Annotated in this window: 17 protein-coding genes; 4 read left to right on the top strand and 13 right to left on the bottom strand. The window is 68.1% G+C overall.

The window, feature by feature from the left end:
* The coding region (locus tag Q7J26_RS11065; protein WP_304936499.1) for a GNAT family N-acetyltransferase at positions 1–304 on the bottom strand (304 nt) is incomplete at its 3' end.
* 116 nt (positions 305–420) lie between these two features.
* On the opposite strand from Q7J26_RS11065, the gene Q7J26_RS11060 reads away from it, so the two are divergent.
* Together Q7J26_RS11060 and Q7J26_RS11055 are read left to right on the top strand one after the other, a co-directional pair.
* On the top strand, positions 421–1,827 hold the full coding sequence (locus tag Q7J26_RS11060; protein WP_304936498.1) for a DUF1800 family protein: 1,407 nt from the start codon (positions 421–423) through the stop codon (positions 1,825–1,827).
* A complete protein-coding gene (locus Q7J26_RS11055) occupies positions 1,824–3,002 on the top strand; it encodes a DUF1501 domain-containing protein (RefSeq protein WP_304936497.1) in 1,179 nt (392 codons plus the stop codon). Before Q7J26_RS11060 ends, Q7J26_RS11055 begins: the two co-directional genes overlap by 4 nt.
* Positions 3,003–3,014: 12 nt before the next feature.
* Here the strand turns inward: Q7J26_RS11055 and Q7J26_RS11050 are convergent, their stop codons facing one another.
* Positions 3,015–3,209 (bottom strand): hypothetical protein, encoded by a 195-nt coding sequence (locus Q7J26_RS11050; protein WP_008262034.1) that lies wholly within the window; start codon positions 3,207–3,209, stop codon positions 3,015–3,017.
* Positions 3,210–3,446: 237 nt separating this feature from the next.
* On the opposite strand from Q7J26_RS11050, the gene Q7J26_RS11045 reads away from it, so the two are divergent.
* Positions 3,447–3,659 carry a cold-shock protein gene (locus tag Q7J26_RS11045; protein WP_008260410.1) on the top strand — a complete coding sequence of 71 codons (213 nt, stop codon included), beginning with the start codon at positions 3,447–3,449 and terminating at the stop codon, positions 3,657–3,659.
* A 126-nt stretch (positions 3,660–3,785) separates the two neighbouring features.
* Here Q7J26_RS11045 and Q7J26_RS11040 read toward each other — a convergent pair whose 3' ends face one another.
* The 6 genes from Q7J26_RS11040 to Q7J26_RS11015 all read right to left on the bottom strand — a co-directional run bounded on the left by Q7J26_RS11040 (position 3,786) and on the right by Q7J26_RS11015 (position 8,693).
* A complete protein-coding gene (locus tag Q7J26_RS11040) occupies positions 3,786–4,337 on the bottom strand; it encodes an NADPH-dependent FMN reductase (protein WP_304936496.1) in 552 nt (183 codons plus the stop codon).
* A gap of 63 nt (positions 4,338–4,400) precedes the next feature.
* The gene (locus Q7J26_RS11035) at positions 4,401–5,615 is read right to left on the bottom strand and encodes a pitrilysin family protein (RefSeq protein WP_304936495.1); all 1,215 of its coding nucleotides are present in this window, start codon (positions 5,613–5,615) and stop codon (positions 4,401–4,403) included.
* Between the two features lie 50 nt (positions 5,616–5,665).
* Entirely contained in the window at positions 5,666–6,367 is a 702-nt protein-coding gene (locus tag Q7J26_RS11030; protein ID WP_304936494.1) for an SURF1 family protein, read from the bottom strand.
* Positions 6,364–6,765: a DUF983 domain-containing protein gene (locus Q7J26_RS11025; protein ID WP_304936493.1), complete on the bottom strand. Its 402-nt coding sequence runs from the start codon at positions 6,763–6,765 to the stop codon at positions 6,364–6,366. Before Q7J26_RS11025 ends, Q7J26_RS11030 begins: the two co-directional genes overlap by 4 nt.
* The gene (locus Q7J26_RS11020; RefSeq protein WP_304936492.1) at positions 6,762–7,670 is read right to left on the bottom strand and encodes a cytochrome c oxidase subunit 3; all 909 of its coding nucleotides are present in this window, start codon (positions 7,668–7,670) and stop codon (positions 6,762–6,764) included. Before Q7J26_RS11020 ends, Q7J26_RS11025 begins: the two co-directional genes overlap by 4 nt.
* A gap of 117 nt (positions 7,671–7,787) precedes the next feature.
* Positions 7,788–8,693 (bottom strand): LysR family transcriptional regulator, encoded by a 906-nt coding sequence (locus Q7J26_RS11015; protein ID WP_304936491.1) that lies wholly within the window; start codon positions 8,691–8,693, stop codon positions 7,788–7,790.
* 97 nt (positions 8,694–8,790) lie between these two features.
* On the opposite strand from Q7J26_RS11015, the gene Q7J26_RS11010 reads away from it, so the two are divergent.
* Complete coding sequence (locus Q7J26_RS11010; protein ID WP_304936490.1) at positions 8,791–9,648, top strand: aldo/keto reductase family oxidoreductase; 858 nt, start codon at positions 8,791–8,793, stop codon at positions 9,646–9,648.
* 40 nt (positions 9,649–9,688) lie between these two features.
* Here Q7J26_RS11010 and Q7J26_RS11005 read toward each other — a convergent pair whose 3' ends face one another.
* From Q7J26_RS11005 to Q7J26_RS10985, 5 genes are all read right to left on the bottom strand, one after another.
* Complete coding sequence (locus Q7J26_RS11005) at positions 9,689–10,108, bottom strand: NUDIX domain-containing protein (RefSeq protein WP_304936489.1); 420 nt, start codon at positions 10,106–10,108, stop codon at positions 9,689–9,691.
* A 4-nt stretch (positions 10,109–10,112) separates the two neighbouring features.
* Positions 10,113–10,661: a cytochrome c oxidase assembly protein gene (locus Q7J26_RS11000; protein WP_304936488.1), complete on the bottom strand. Its 549-nt coding sequence runs from the start codon at positions 10,659–10,661 to the stop codon at positions 10,113–10,115.
* Positions 10,658–10,840, bottom strand: a complete 183-nt coding sequence (locus tag Q7J26_RS10995) for a hypothetical protein (RefSeq protein ID WP_304936487.1) — start codon at positions 10,838–10,840, stop codon at positions 10,658–10,660. Before Q7J26_RS10995 ends, Q7J26_RS11000 begins: the two co-directional genes overlap by 4 nt.
* 3 nt (positions 10,841–10,843) lie before the next feature.
* Entirely contained in the window at positions 10,844–11,812 is a 969-nt protein-coding gene (gene cyoE, locus Q7J26_RS10990) for a heme o synthase (protein ID WP_304936486.1), read from the bottom strand.
* A gap of 85 nt (positions 11,813–11,897) precedes the next feature.
* Positions 11,898–12,568: cbb3-type cytochrome c oxidase subunit I (locus Q7J26_RS10985; RefSeq protein ID WP_304936485.1), on the bottom strand; the 671-nt coding region annotated here is incomplete at its 5' end.

The following is a 12,568-nucleotide window of genomic DNA, read 5'->3' as shown; positions in this document are numbered from 1 at the left end:
CGCGCCGCACGTTCGACAGGGTGATGGCCCCGACCCGCGACTGGTCGGCGTCAGCGAAGATGAAGAAGGGCCAGGCGTTGCCCAGCTCCATCTCGCGGGCATAGATCGACAGCCGACGCCGGAAGGCGCCCTTGCTCAGGTCGTCGTCCGGCCAGGCCGGTTCCCACGGTTGGAGATAGTCGCGCGACCCGTCGCGCAGGGCGGACCAGGCCGAATAGTCGGACGCCCGCGGCGGCCTCAACAGCACGCCGTCGCCCCGGACCACCGGTCCGGCTACATCGCTCATCCAGTCCAGGAGGGCCATCGATCCGCAGCCTAGCGCGCAGATCGCCGCTTGGCGACAGATGCACGCGAATCTGATCCGCGACGGAGTTTTGTTTCCGGCGCGTTACACTCAGACCGACGGATCAGGAGCCCATCATGGCCGCATCTTCGACCGACGCCGCCCTCGCCGTGACCCGACTGGGCCTCGGCGCCCGCCCCGGCGAGATCGCGCGCGTCGCCGCCGATCCGCGCGCCTGGGCCCTGGCCCAGATCCGCCCCGAAGGCGCGGCCCAGCCGGCCGGGACGTTCGCCAGCGCCGACCAAAGGATGGCGGCGTTTCTGGACTACCAGGCCGACCGGGGCCAGCCGGCGACCGCAGACGCCGAAGCGGTGCGCCTGGCGCGCCAGGCGGCCCGCCGCGCCCTGGTCGAGGACACCGCCCAGGCCTTTCTGGCGCGCACCCAACTGGGCGCCACGACGGCGGACGGATTCGCCGAGCGTTGGGCCCTGTTCTGGGCCAACGCCCTGACCGTGTCGGCGGTCAAGTTCGACAGCGGCGCCTTCATCGACCTGTGTGAGCGCGAGGCCATCCGCCCCAACGTCTTCGGCCGGTTCGAGGATCTGGTCGTCGCCGCCGAACAGCATCCGGCCATGCTTCTGTACCTCGACCAGGCGCGTTCGACCGGCCCCGGCAGCCAGGCCGGCGCACGGCGCAAGGTCGGACTGAACGAAAATCTGGCCCGCGAGATGCTGGAGCTTCACACCGTGGGCGCCGACGCCGGCTATACCCAGGTCGACGTCACCGAACTGGCCCGTGCCCTGACCGGCTGGTCGATCCCTCGCCCCCAGGATCGCCAGGCCCCCGCCGGTCGACGCCGCGCCCGCCAGGCGGCTGAACCCGGCCCGAACGGCTTCGTCTTCCGCGCCAATATCCATGAACCCGGCCCCCGCACCGTGATGGGCCGGACCTATGCCCAGGCGGGCGTCGCCCAGGGCGAGGCCATCCTGCGGGACCTGGCGCGGCATCCCGCCACGGCCCGGCGTCTGTCGCGCCGGATCGCGGCCCATTTCGTCTCGGACACGCCGCCTGAACCCCTTGTCGCGCGGTTGGAGCGGGCCTGGACCCGATCCGATGGCGACCTGGCCCAGGTCGCGCGCGCCCTGATTGAGGCCACCGAAACCTGGACGCCCCAAGCGACGAAGATCAAGACGCCCTATGAGTTCATCGTCTCGACCCACCGGGCCCTGGACGTCCCGCCCCAGCGGATCCAGCCCCTGCGTCAGGCCCTGGTCGAAATGGGCCAGCCCCTCTTCGCCGCCCCGTCGCCCGAGGGCTGGCCGGACACGGCGGCCGACTGGGCCGGCCCCGACGCCCTGGTCAAACGGCTGAACTGGGCGCGCACCGCCGCCGAAACCGCCCGGACCGCCGATATCGTCGCCACGGCGAACGACGCCCTGGGCGACCGGCTGTCCCAGCGCACGGGGCTCGCCGTCGCCCGCGCCGAAAGCCGGACCGAGGCCCTCACCCTTCTTTTGATGTCGCCGGAGTTCCAGCGCCGATGACCCGTTTCACCCTCGACCGCCGCACCCTGCTGGGGGCCGCGACCGCCGGCATGGGCCTGGCCTTCGCCGGGCGCGTCGCCGCCCAGACCAATACCTCCAGCGCTAAACTGGTGGTGGTCATCGCCCGGGGCGCCATGGACGGCCTGTCCGTCACCATTCCCTACGCCGATCCCGACTATGTCCCCTTGCGCGGCGGCCTGGCGCTGGCGGCGCCGGGCGAACCCGATGGGGCGTTGGATCTGGCCGAGGGATTCGGCCTGCACCCCGCCCTCGCCGGACTGCACCGACTGTATGGCCAGGGCCAGATGCGGTTCGCCCCCGCCGTGGCCCTGCCGGTGCGGATCCGCTCGCATTTCGAGGCCCAGGACGTGCTGGAGAACGGCGGCGAGGCGCTGCGCCAAAGCGACGACGGTTGGCTCAACCGCGCCATCGTCGCGGCCGGCGGCGCGCGGCTGCAGGGCCTGTCGATCGGCGCCCAGACGCCCTTGATCCTGCGCGGCGACGCCCCTGTGTCCAGCTGGGCGCCAGGCGGCCGCGTCAGGGGCGAGGACCGGATCGCGTCCCTGCTGCAGGACCTCTATGTCGATGATCCGATGCTGGGCCAGAACCTGGCGCGCGGCCTGGCGACCGAGGCCCTGGTCGCCGACGGTTCGGGCCAGACCGTCCGACGCAACGACGTCGAGGCCCTGGGTCGCGCGACGGCCAAGTTGATGACCGGGCCCGAGGGGGCCGACATCGTCGCCGTCTCCCTGGACGGCTGGGACACCCATGCGGGCCAGCGCGGCCAGCTGCAGACGCGTCTCACGGGTTTGGATCAGTTGATTTCAGGCTTGAAGGACGGTCTGGCCGACCAGTGGCCCCGCACCATCGTGGTCGTCGCCACCGAGTTCGGCCGCACCGCCCGCGCCAACGGCACCCAGGGCACGGACCACGGCACGGGGTCGTCCCTGTTGCTGGCGGGGGGCGGGCTCAAGCCCGGCAGCCTGATCGGCGACTGGCCGACCCTGGCGGACAATCGCCTGTTCGAGGGGCGCGATCTGGCCCCGACCCTGGACATCAGATCCGTGTTCAAGGGCCTGTTGCGCGATCATATGGGCCTTGATCGTGCGGCCCTGGACACCCGCGTCTTCCCGGACAGCGCCGCCGAGGCGCCGACTTTAGGCGGGTTGGCCTGATCTCGGATCGGATCAGGCGACTTCGGTTTCGACCGGAATTTTACAAATGCGATTCAGGTCGGCGCGGATCGAACTGCCCTGGAAGTGGGACATCTCCGCGCCGGAATAACCCTCTGCGGACAAGGCCTTGACGACGTCGCCGGTGTTCAGACAATCGGGAGTGCGGGCGAGCTGGTAGGCGCGCTCCACAACGTGGATGCGGTTCATGGTGTAGCCTTTTCGTGTACCAATCTAACGCGTCCCAAGCTGGACCGTTCCATAGCCCGGAAAATCCTTCTTGCGGCCGCGCTTGCATTTGTCACAAAGACCTGAGTACATAGACTTCGTCGATCTCTCTGCGTAACGCCCACTCTCTCTGCGAACGCACGAGTCAAGGCCGCTCCCATTCAGACCCGACAGGCCGCAGGGGCGTTCCCTCGGTCAACTTCTAACGGAGGTCTCAAAATGGCTACCGGCACTGTTAAATGGTTCAACCCCACCAAGGGTTACGGCTTCATCCAACCCGACGACGGCGGCAAGGACGTTTTCGTCCACATCTCCGCCGTTGAAGGCGCTGGCCTGCGCGGCCTGGATGAAAACCAAAAGGTTTCCTACGAGCTGGAACGCGACAAGCGTTCGGGCAAGGAATCCGCTGGCCAGCTGCAAACCATCGGCTGATTTCAGCTTCACAGCTGATTTGGCGACGGCGGCTCCTCACGGAGCCGCCGTTTTCAATTCCAGGCTTCAGCACCCTCTTAAGGGCCGTCGTCCTAGGCCTTGTGCCTAGGATGACGAGGCGAGAGACTATTTCGTCTTCTCGATCCACGACGCAAACGCATCCGTGAAGCTCTTCAGGAAGTCACGCGTCCCGTCGTTCTTCAGCTTGCCATGCTCGTCCAGCAGGTCGGCGACGCCGCCTACATAGGCTTCGGGCTGGGCCATCGTCGGCATGTTCAGGAAGACCAGGGGCTGGCGCAGGTGGTGGTTGGCGCCGAAGGCGGCCAGGGCGCCGGGCGAGACGCTGACGATGGCGGCCGGCTTGCCCGACCAGACGCTATGGCCATAGGGGCGCGAGCCGACGTCCAGGGCGTTCTTCAGCGCGCCGGGGATCGAGCGATTGTATTCCGGCGTCACGAACAGCACGGCCTGAACCGTCGCCAACTCCTCTCGGAAGCGCGACCAGGCGGCCGGCGGCGTCTCCGTATCCAGGTCGGGATTATACAGCGGCAGGTCGCCGATCTCGACCAGGTCCAGCTCAAGCCCTGGCGCGGCCAGGGCCTTCATTTCCAGCCCGATGGCGCGGGAATAGGAGCCTTCTCTCAGGCTGCCGACGATCAGGGCGACGCGGACGGACATGGGGCTGCTCCGGGTGGGAATGTTTCAAGCGTCAGCATAACAGATCGCGACGCTCAACGTTCCCTACCCCCCGAACAGGGCCGCCGCGAACGCCTCGCCCGCCGGCCCGGCCGACTTCGGCCCCAGCACGGCGCTGGCCGCCTGGCCGCCCGCTAGCATCCGACCGCCGACCGCCCGCACGTCCTCGACCGTCTGGGCCTCCAGTTGTTCGGTCATCGACAGGCTGGACCGCGGCGCGCCGAAGATCAGGGTCTGGGCGGCGTTGCGTCCGGCCCGGCTCATCGGGTTTTCGTCCGACATCCACAGACCGGCCTTCATCACCGCCTTGGCCCGCGACAGTTCCTTTTCGGTCGGCCCGGTCTCGGCCAGGGCCCGCACCTCGGCCGCCGCCACCTGGGCCAGCTCTTTCGCCCGGTCCGCCGCCGCGCCGGCGTAGATGCCCAGCACCCCCGTATCCTCATACGGCTCCTGATAGGCGTCGATGGCGTAGGCCAGGCCCCGCTCCTCGCGCGCGCTCTGGAACAGGCGCGAGGCCATGCCCCCGCCCAGAATCTCGCCGAACAGCCGCATCGACGACAGGGCCGGGTCGGTCGCCGAAAGCGCCGGCAGCTGGAACACCAGATTGGCCTGTTCGATCTTGCGCGTCAGGGTCGCATGCCCGCCGATGAAGGCCGCCGGCGCCGGCGCCTCGACCGGGGTCGCCACCGCCGCGCCGAACCAGCGCTCGGCCAGGGCCAGCAGTTCGGTCTCGTCCACCGCGCCGGACGCCGACACCACCATCCGGTCGGGCGAATACAGCCGCGTCCGCCAGGCCTCGACCGTCGCCTTGTCCGCCGGTTTCAGACTGTCGACCGAGCCCAGGATCGGCCGGCCCAGCGGCTGGCCGGCGAAGGCCCGCGTCTGGACCATCTCGAACACATGGTCGTCGGGCGTGTCGAAGGCCTCGGCGATCTCCTGGGCCACCACGTCCTTCTCGCGCTCGATCTCGGCGGGGTCGAGCGTGGGCCGGAACACCAGGTCCGACAGCACCTGCAGGTTCAGCGCCAGGGTGCCTTCCAGCCCCCGCACCTCGAAACTGGTCCGCTCATAGCCGGTGGAGGCGTTGATCGTGCCGCCCTCGGCCTCGATCCGTTCGACGATCTCGCGCGCGGCCATGTCGCCGGCGCCCTTGAACACCAGATGCTCCAGCAGGTGCGACCAGCCCGAGCGATCCTCCGGCTCCCACCGCGCCCCGCCCTTGACGGTGACGACAACGGCTAAAGTCTTCAGGCCGGGCATGGGGTCGCAGATGACGCGAACGCCGTTGGACAGGGTGTGCAGGGAAGCCGTCAGGGGATGTCTTTCTTGGTTCGACGTCGAAGCAGGGCCACATAGAAGCCCGCCAGCACAATCGCCAGCCCGAACCACGTCAGGGCGTAGCCGAAATGATTGTTGGAAAAGGCCGCCGGCGGCGCGGACGGCCGCAAGGCCGCGAACTCGGGATTGGTCGGCGTGACGGCGAACACCGCCTCGGGCCGCACCGGCCCCTGGACCTTCAAGGCCTCGGCCATGGCCGCCGTGTCGCGGCCGTAGAAGCGGCCGTTCGCCGGCGCCGGCGTCATGCCGCTCGGCGGATCAAAGCTGCGGAACTCGCCGATCAGCACCAGCGGCAGGGTGGTCTCGATCACCCGCGGCCGCTCGCTCACCCCGTCGGCGATGAAGCCCCGGTCGATCAGCAGGCTGAACTCCGCCTCCGCTGGCCGACAGGCCGAAATCAGCCGCACCCCGACCTCGCCGTCATGGATCGACTGCAGCTCGACATAGGGCGCGGTCGCCAGACCCGGACAGACGATCAGCGCCTTGCGGAACTCCAGATCGCCCTCACCCAGAACCTGATCCAGCGGCGCAGGCGGCTTGGCCGCCGCCGCCTCCGACGCCGCGATCAGCCCTTCCTTCCATTTCAGCCGCTCGACCTGCCAGACGCCCAGCCCGATCAGCAGCACCAGGGCCGCGACCGTCAGAACAGTCAAAATCCAGGGAAACCGCCTCATGTCTGGTTCCTGTACTGCAAGCCGATCATCAGCCCCCGCCCCGGCCGCATCAGCGCCAGCGACAGGGCCACCACCAGCGGCAGCCAGATAATCAGGTGCAGCCACATCGGCGGGTGGAATTTGATCTCCACCGCCAGGGCCGAAAACCCGACCACAAAGCCGGCGATCTGCATGATGAAACTGGCCGGCCCGTCGCCGGTCTGGATGGTGGCGTAGTCCAGGCCGCAGACGTCGCAGGCCGGCCGCACCTTCAGAAAGCCCGCGAACAGGGCGCCCTGCTCGCACCGGGGACAGCGCCCGCGCATCGCCGCCCGAACCGGCGTGTCGCAAACCATGACGGCGCGGGACGATCCCTCGTCCCGCGCCGCCTCGAGGTCTTCAGGACCGTCTTCGATCAACCGAAGACGACGTAGACGAAGGCGAACAGGAACAGCCAGACCACGTCCACGAAATGCCAGTACCAGGCCGCCGCCTCGAAGCCGAAATGCTTCTGCGGGGTGAAGTCGCCGGCCAGCAGACGGATCAGGCAGACCGCCAGGAAGATGGTGCCGATCAGGACGTGGAAGCCGTGGAAGCCCGTCGCCATGAAGAAGATCGACCCATACAGGCCCGAGTTGACCGCTTCCTCGTTGAAGAACAGGTGCTCGTGCAGGATGTGCTGATATTCATAGGCCTGAACGCTCGTGAAGAAGACGCCCAGGATCACGGTGATGATCAGGGCGATCTTGGCGCCCTTGCGGTCGCCGACCTGGATCGCGTGGTGGGCCCAGGTGACGGTGCAGCCGCTCAGCAGCAGGGTCACGGTGTTCAGCAGCGGCAGCTGCCAGGGCGACAGCACCTCGACCCCTTGCGGCGGCCAGGTCGACCAGGCCTTGGCCGTATCCGCCCAGGTTCCGATCTCGGGCGTCAGGGCCCGCGATTCATGGAACAGGGCCATGTCGAAGAACATCCAGAAGAAGGCGACAAAGAACATCACCTCCGAGGCGATGAACAGGATCATGCCGTAGCGCAGACCGATGGACACGACCGGCGTATGATCGCCCGCCTTGGATTCCTTGATCACGTCCGACCACCAGCCGATGGCCGAGATCAGCACCCCGGCCAGACCGGCGAAGAAGACGCCCTGCCGACCCTCGGCCAGGAAGTTGGCGGCGATCGGCCCGTTCTCGGCCGGCGCCAGACCCTTCATCCAGATCACGGCGCCGATGAACATGATGGTCGCGGCGATGGAGGACAGCAGCGGCCACGGGCTGGGCGGCACGAGGTGATAGTCGTGGTGCGGAGCGGCGTGCGCGTCGGCCATGCGTTTCATCTCTATATTGGGCTGGCGATGAACTCGCCTTATCCCCCAGCTATAACCGCCGCTTTTGCGTCGCGCCAGTGGATCGCCGCGTTTCAGCCTTGATCGAGACCCGCCCGCTCAGTCCGGCGCGCAGGCCCGCACATAATCCACGAAGGCCCGCAGCGGCGGCGGGGGCAGCCGACGACCCGAATAATAGAGGAATGGCCCCGAGAACGGCTGATGCCAGTCGACCAGAACCGGCTCCAGCGCCCCGCTGTCGATCAGGGGCTTCACCCAGTCCTCGAACAGGAACATCACCCCCACGCCCGCCACGGTCGCATCGACGGCCAGGTCCGCCGCCCCGTTGAAGCCGAACACCAACGGCCCCTTGGGATCGATCATCACGACCTCGCCGGCGCGTTCGAACTCCCACGGCGGCATGGCGCCGCTGGAAAAACGCCCGCGCAGACAGTCGTGCGCCAGCAAATCGCGGGGATGAACCGGACGCCCGCGCCGGTTCCAGTAGGCGGGCGCGGCGACGCAGGTAAACTTCTGTTGGCGCGGTCCGATGGGCACGGCGATCATATCCTGCTCCAGCCGTTCCTCGTAGCGGATGCCCGCGTCGCATCCGGCCGCCAGTACATCGACGAAGTTCTCGTCCACCGTCAGGTCCAGCCGGATGTCGGGATAGGCGGCCAGAAAGCCCGGCACGATGGCGGGCAGAACCAGACGCGCCGCGCTGCCCGGCACGTTCAGCCTCAGGGTCCCCGCCGGCCGATCGCGCAGATCGCCCACCCCTTCCAGCGCCGCCTCCACCTCGGTCAGGGCAGGGATCAGCCGCTCCAGCAGTCTTTGCCCCGCCTCGGTCGGCGCCACGCTGCGCGTGGTCCGGTGCAGCAGCCGAACCCCCAGCCGTTCCTCCAACCGCCGCACCGCCTCGCTCAGGCTGGACGCGCTGGTCCCGCCCAGCCGCGCCCCCTCTCGGAATCCGCCCGCGCGGGCCACGGCCATAAAGGCATGCAGATCGCTGAGGTCCGGCTTCATTGTTCGACTTTCCGCACAACCCGTCCGAACCTTGCCCGATTATCGCGCAGCAGCCCAGGGCTTAGATCGGCGTTGTCCCCTCGAACGGAGCGCGATCATGACCACTGACACCTTCACTCTCGGCGACCGCGCCGTGAACCGCCTTGGCTATGGCGCCATGCAACTGGCCGGTCCCGGCGTCTTCGGCCCGCCCAGGGATCACGACGCCGCCCTAGCCGTGCTGCGCGAAGCCGTGGCCCTGGGCGTGAACCACATCGACACCAGCGACTTCTACGGCCCCCACGTCACCAACCGTCTGATCCGCGAAGCCCTGTCCCCCTATCCCGACGACCTCACCCTGGTGACCAAGATCGGCGCCCGGCGCGGACCGGACGGCGCCTGGCTGCCGGCCTTCTCGCCCGAGGATCTGGTCGCGGCCGTCCACGACAATCTGCGTAATCTGGGCCGCGAGACGATGGACGTCGTCAATCTGCGCGTCGTGTTCGACGTCCACGGCCCCGCCGAAGGCGCGATCGCCCCGATGCTGGAACCGCTGGCCGAACTGCAGCAGCAGGGCCTGGTGCGTCACGTGGGCCTCAGCAACGTCACCGCCGCCCAGGTGGCCGAAGGCCGCGCCATCTGCCCCATCGTCTGCGTCCAGAACCAGTACAATCTGGCCCACCGCGGCGACGACGCCCTGATCGACGACCTGGCGCGCGACGGGATCGCCTATGTGCCCTTCTTCCCCCTGGGCGGTTTCAGCCCGCTTCAGTCCACCGCCCTGTCGGACGTCGCGGCCCGTCTGGAGGCCACGCCGATGCAGGTCGCCCTGGCCTGGCTGCTGCGCCGCTCGCCCAACATCCTGCTGATCCCCGGCACCTCTTCTGTCCCTCACCTGCGTGAGAACCTGGCCGCCGGCGACCTAGTCCTGCCGGACGATGCCCTCGCCGATCTGGAGGGAATCGCCGGTCGCTGACCGCGGCGGCCCCCGACGTGCGACAAAGGCGCCGCTTCGGCTACCCCCGCGCCTCCAACGCCGAGAACGCCGTCTTCGAGAACACCGACAGCGGCTGCGGCAGGTCGTCCAGCGCGAACCAACCGATCTCCGACAGCTTGTCCGGTTCGGTCAGCCACGGCTCGCCGGTGAAGTCGCGCGCCAGATAGATCAGCGAGACCCAGTGCTGACGATCCGCCGCGATGATTTCTTCCGACACGCACAGGAATTCGACCGCGCCGATAGCCAGACCGCTCTCCTCCTCGGCCTCGCGACGCGCGGCTTCGGCGGAAGGTTCGCCGTGATCGACCTTGCCGCCGACGATGTTCCAATGCCCCGCCTCGGGGGCCTTCATCCGCTTGCACAGCAGCACCCGGCCGTCGGCGCGCTGGATCACGAGCCCACAGCCCACGCCGGGGAAATCCAAGCCGGGTCGGGCCATGGGATCAGGCGTTCGGCCCCGTCGGCGCATCGACCGACGGATAGAAGGTGTAGCTCAGGGTGATCTCGCGCGCGCCCTTGGCCTCGCGGTCGGTCGCCAGCTCGGGGGCGATGAAATACTGCATCGGGAACTGGCGCGTCTCACCCGCCGCCAGGGTCTGATCCTCGAAGCAGAAACACTCCAGCTTCTGGAAATAGGGGCCGGTGTATTCCGGCACGACATTATAGCCGGCCCGCACCTGGATCGGCTGGTCCGAGGTGTTGGTCACGTCGAAATAGGCCAGGCCCGTCTCGCCGATCCGCACCCTCTGGGTCGTCTGTTCGGCGCGGAAGGTCATGGGCAGGCCGCGCACATTGGTGTCGAACCGCACCAGCACCGTCTGGTCCAGCACCGTGTCCGGCGCCTTGTCGGCCCGGCGCACCGTGCCGTCGAAGCCCGTGACCTGGCAGAACATCCGGTAAAGCGGCACGGCCGCAAAGGCCGCGCCCGTCATGCCCATCACGCCCAGGACGCAGGCGATGGCGATCAGGTTCTTGCGGTCGGGCCGGGTCATGGCGTCGTCGTCGGGCCGGCGGTGACGACGGCGTCCACCAGGGCGCGCTCGGCCGCCTGGTTCTGTTGCAGGCGCAAGACCGTGGTGGTGAAGACCAGGACGATGAAGGCGACCAAGGCGGCCGCGATCCAGACGTTGCGCCGTTTGCGGGCGCGCAGTTCCTCAGGCGTCAGACGCATGGTTCAGGCTCCCAGGCCGGCCACAGCCTCGACCAGGAAGGCCGAGAACAGGGCGACCAGATACAGGATCGAAAAGGCGAACAGGTCTCGCGCCGGTTTGGCCTGGGCCTTCACATCATACAATGCGGCCTCGCGTCCCACCGTATCGGCCTTGTCCGGCTCGTCCCCGGCGCGCGACCGGTACAGCCGCCAGGCCAGGCCCAGGAAGCCCAGGCCGCCGGCGACCGACACCACGGCGTAGATCAGCCCGCCCATGCCCACCAGGGCCGGGGCCACGGCCGAGGCGATGAAGACCAGCGAATAGATCAGGATCTGCAACCGCGTGGACTTCGCCCCCCGCGCCACCGGCATCATCGGTATGCCCGCCTTGGCGTAGTCGCCGGCCGAATACAGGGCCAGGGCCCAGGAGTGCGGCGGGGTCCACAGGAAGATGATCAGGAACAGCAGCCAGGCCTGCCACGGCGCGTCGCCGCTGGCCGCCGCCCAGCCGATCACCGGCGGAAAGGCGCCCGCCGCCCCGCCGATGACGATGTTCTGCGGCGTCCTGCGCTTCAGCAGCAGGGTGTAGAAGCCGGCGTAATAGACGATGGTCAGGGCCAGCAGACCGGCCGCGAACCAGTTGGTGTTCATGCCCAGCAGCATGACCGAGAACAGGCTGAGGATCACGCCATAGGCCATGGCGTCATTCTTGCGCACCCGTCCCGCCGCCACCGGCCGGCCGCGCGTGCGCCGCATCAGGGCGTCGGTCTCGCCCTCCAGCGCCATGTTCAGAGATCCGGCCGCGCCGGCGCCCACGGCGATGCACAGGATGGCGATGGCGGCGACCAGCGGGTTCATCGAGCCCGGCGCCATGACCAGTCCGGTCGCGGCGGTGAAGACCACCACCGACATGACGCGCGGCTTCAGCAGCTGAAAGAAGTCTTCCGGCTGGGCGGTCGAGAGCGCGGGTCGGGTCTGAACGTCTTGGGTCATCGGTGCGGGCCGCATAGCACACCCGAAAGCAGAAGGCCGCCCCTTCGGTGGAAAGAGCGGCCCGCTGTTTCAGTCTGGCGTGCGGTCAGTGCTCGTCGCCCTTGACCACCGGCAGTTCGTTGAACTGGTGCGTCGGCGGCGGCGAGGACAGGGTCCACTCCAGGGTCGTGGCGCCCTCGCCCCACGGATTGGCGACGCCCGGACGGCGACGGATCGCCGCCTCGGCCAGCATGATCAGGAAGACCAGCACGCCGAAGGCCGTGATCGCATAGCCCCAGGACGAGACCTGGTTCCACAGGGTGTAGGCGTCCGGATAGTCGATATAGCGACGCGGCATGCCCTGCAGGCCCAGGAAGTGCTGCGGGAAGAACACCAGGTTCACGCCCACGAACATGATCCAGAAATGGGTCGCGCCGAGGAACTCGTTGTACTTCACGCCGAACATCTTCTCGAACCAGTAGTAGAAGCCCGCGAAGATGGCGAAGACGGCGCCCAGTGACAGCACATAGTGGAAGTGGGCCACGACGTAATAGGTGTCGTGCAGGCTGTAATCGATGCCGGCGTAGGCCAGGACCACGCCGGTCACGCCGCCGACGGTGAACAGGAAGATGAAGCCGATCGCCCACAGCATGGGCGTCTTGAAGCTGATCGAACCGCCCCACATCGTCGCGATCCAGCTGAAGATCTTCACCCCCGTAGGCACGGCGATGATCATGGTGGCGGCGATGAAATAGGCGCGCAGGTTCACGCTCATGC

Source organism: Brevundimonas sp. (assembly GCF_030656255.1).
Lineage (GTDB): Bacteria > Pseudomonadota > Alphaproteobacteria > Caulobacterales > Caulobacteraceae > Brevundimonas.
This window is presented reverse-complemented; position numbering and strand designations above follow the sequence as displayed.

Excerpts from the sequence above, each read along its gene's own strand:
- Q7J26_RS11060 (WP_304936498.1), top strand. The coding sequence starts at position 421 with ATGGCCGCATCTTCGACCGACGCCGCCCTCGCCGTGACCCGACTGGGC.
- Q7J26_RS11055 (WP_304936497.1), top strand. The coding sequence starts at position 1,824 with ATGACCCGTTTCACCCTCGACCGCCGCACCCTGCTGGGGGCCGCGACC.
- Q7J26_RS11050 (WP_008262034.1), bottom strand. The coding sequence starts at position 3,209 with ATGAACCGCATCCACGTTGTGGAGCGCGCCTACCAGCTCGCCCGCACT.
- Q7J26_RS11045 (WP_008260410.1), top strand. The coding sequence starts at position 3,447 with ATGGCTACCGGCACTGTTAAATGGTTCAACCCCACCAAGGGTTACGGC.
- Q7J26_RS11040 (WP_304936496.1), bottom strand. The coding sequence starts at position 4,337 with ATGTCCGTCCGCGTCGCCCTGATCGTCGGCAGCCTGAGAGAAGGCTCC.
- Q7J26_RS11035 (WP_304936495.1), bottom strand. The coding sequence starts at position 5,615 with ATGCCCGGCCTGAAGACTTTAGCCGTTGTCGTCACCGTCAAGGGCGGG.
- Q7J26_RS11030 (WP_304936494.1), bottom strand. The coding sequence starts at position 6,367 with ATGAGGCGGTTTCCCTGGATTTTGACTGTTCTGACGGTCGCGGCCCTG.
- Q7J26_RS11020 (WP_304936492.1), bottom strand. The coding sequence starts at position 7,670 with ATGGCCGACGCGCACGCCGCTCCGCACCACGACTATCACCTCGTGCCG.
- Q7J26_RS11015 (WP_304936491.1), bottom strand. The coding sequence starts at position 8,693 with ATGAAGCCGGACCTCAGCGATCTGCATGCCTTTATGGCCGTGGCCCGC.
- Q7J26_RS11010 (WP_304936490.1), top strand. The coding sequence starts at position 8,791 with ATGACCACTGACACCTTCACTCTCGGCGACCGCGCCGTGAACCGCCTT.
- Q7J26_RS11005 (WP_304936489.1), bottom strand. The coding sequence starts at position 10,108 with ATGGCCCGACCCGGCTTGGATTTCCCCGGCGTGGGCTGTGGGCTCGTG.
- Q7J26_RS11000 (WP_304936488.1), bottom strand. The coding sequence starts at position 10,661 with ATGACCCGGCCCGACCGCAAGAACCTGATCGCCATCGCCTGCGTCCTG.
- Q7J26_RS10995 (WP_304936487.1), bottom strand. The coding sequence starts at position 10,840 with ATGCGTCTGACGCCTGAGGAACTGCGCGCCCGCAAACGGCGCAACGTC.
- cyoE (WP_304936486.1), bottom strand. The coding sequence starts at position 11,812 with ATGACCCAAGACGTTCAGACCCGACCCGCGCTCTCGACCGCCCAGCCG.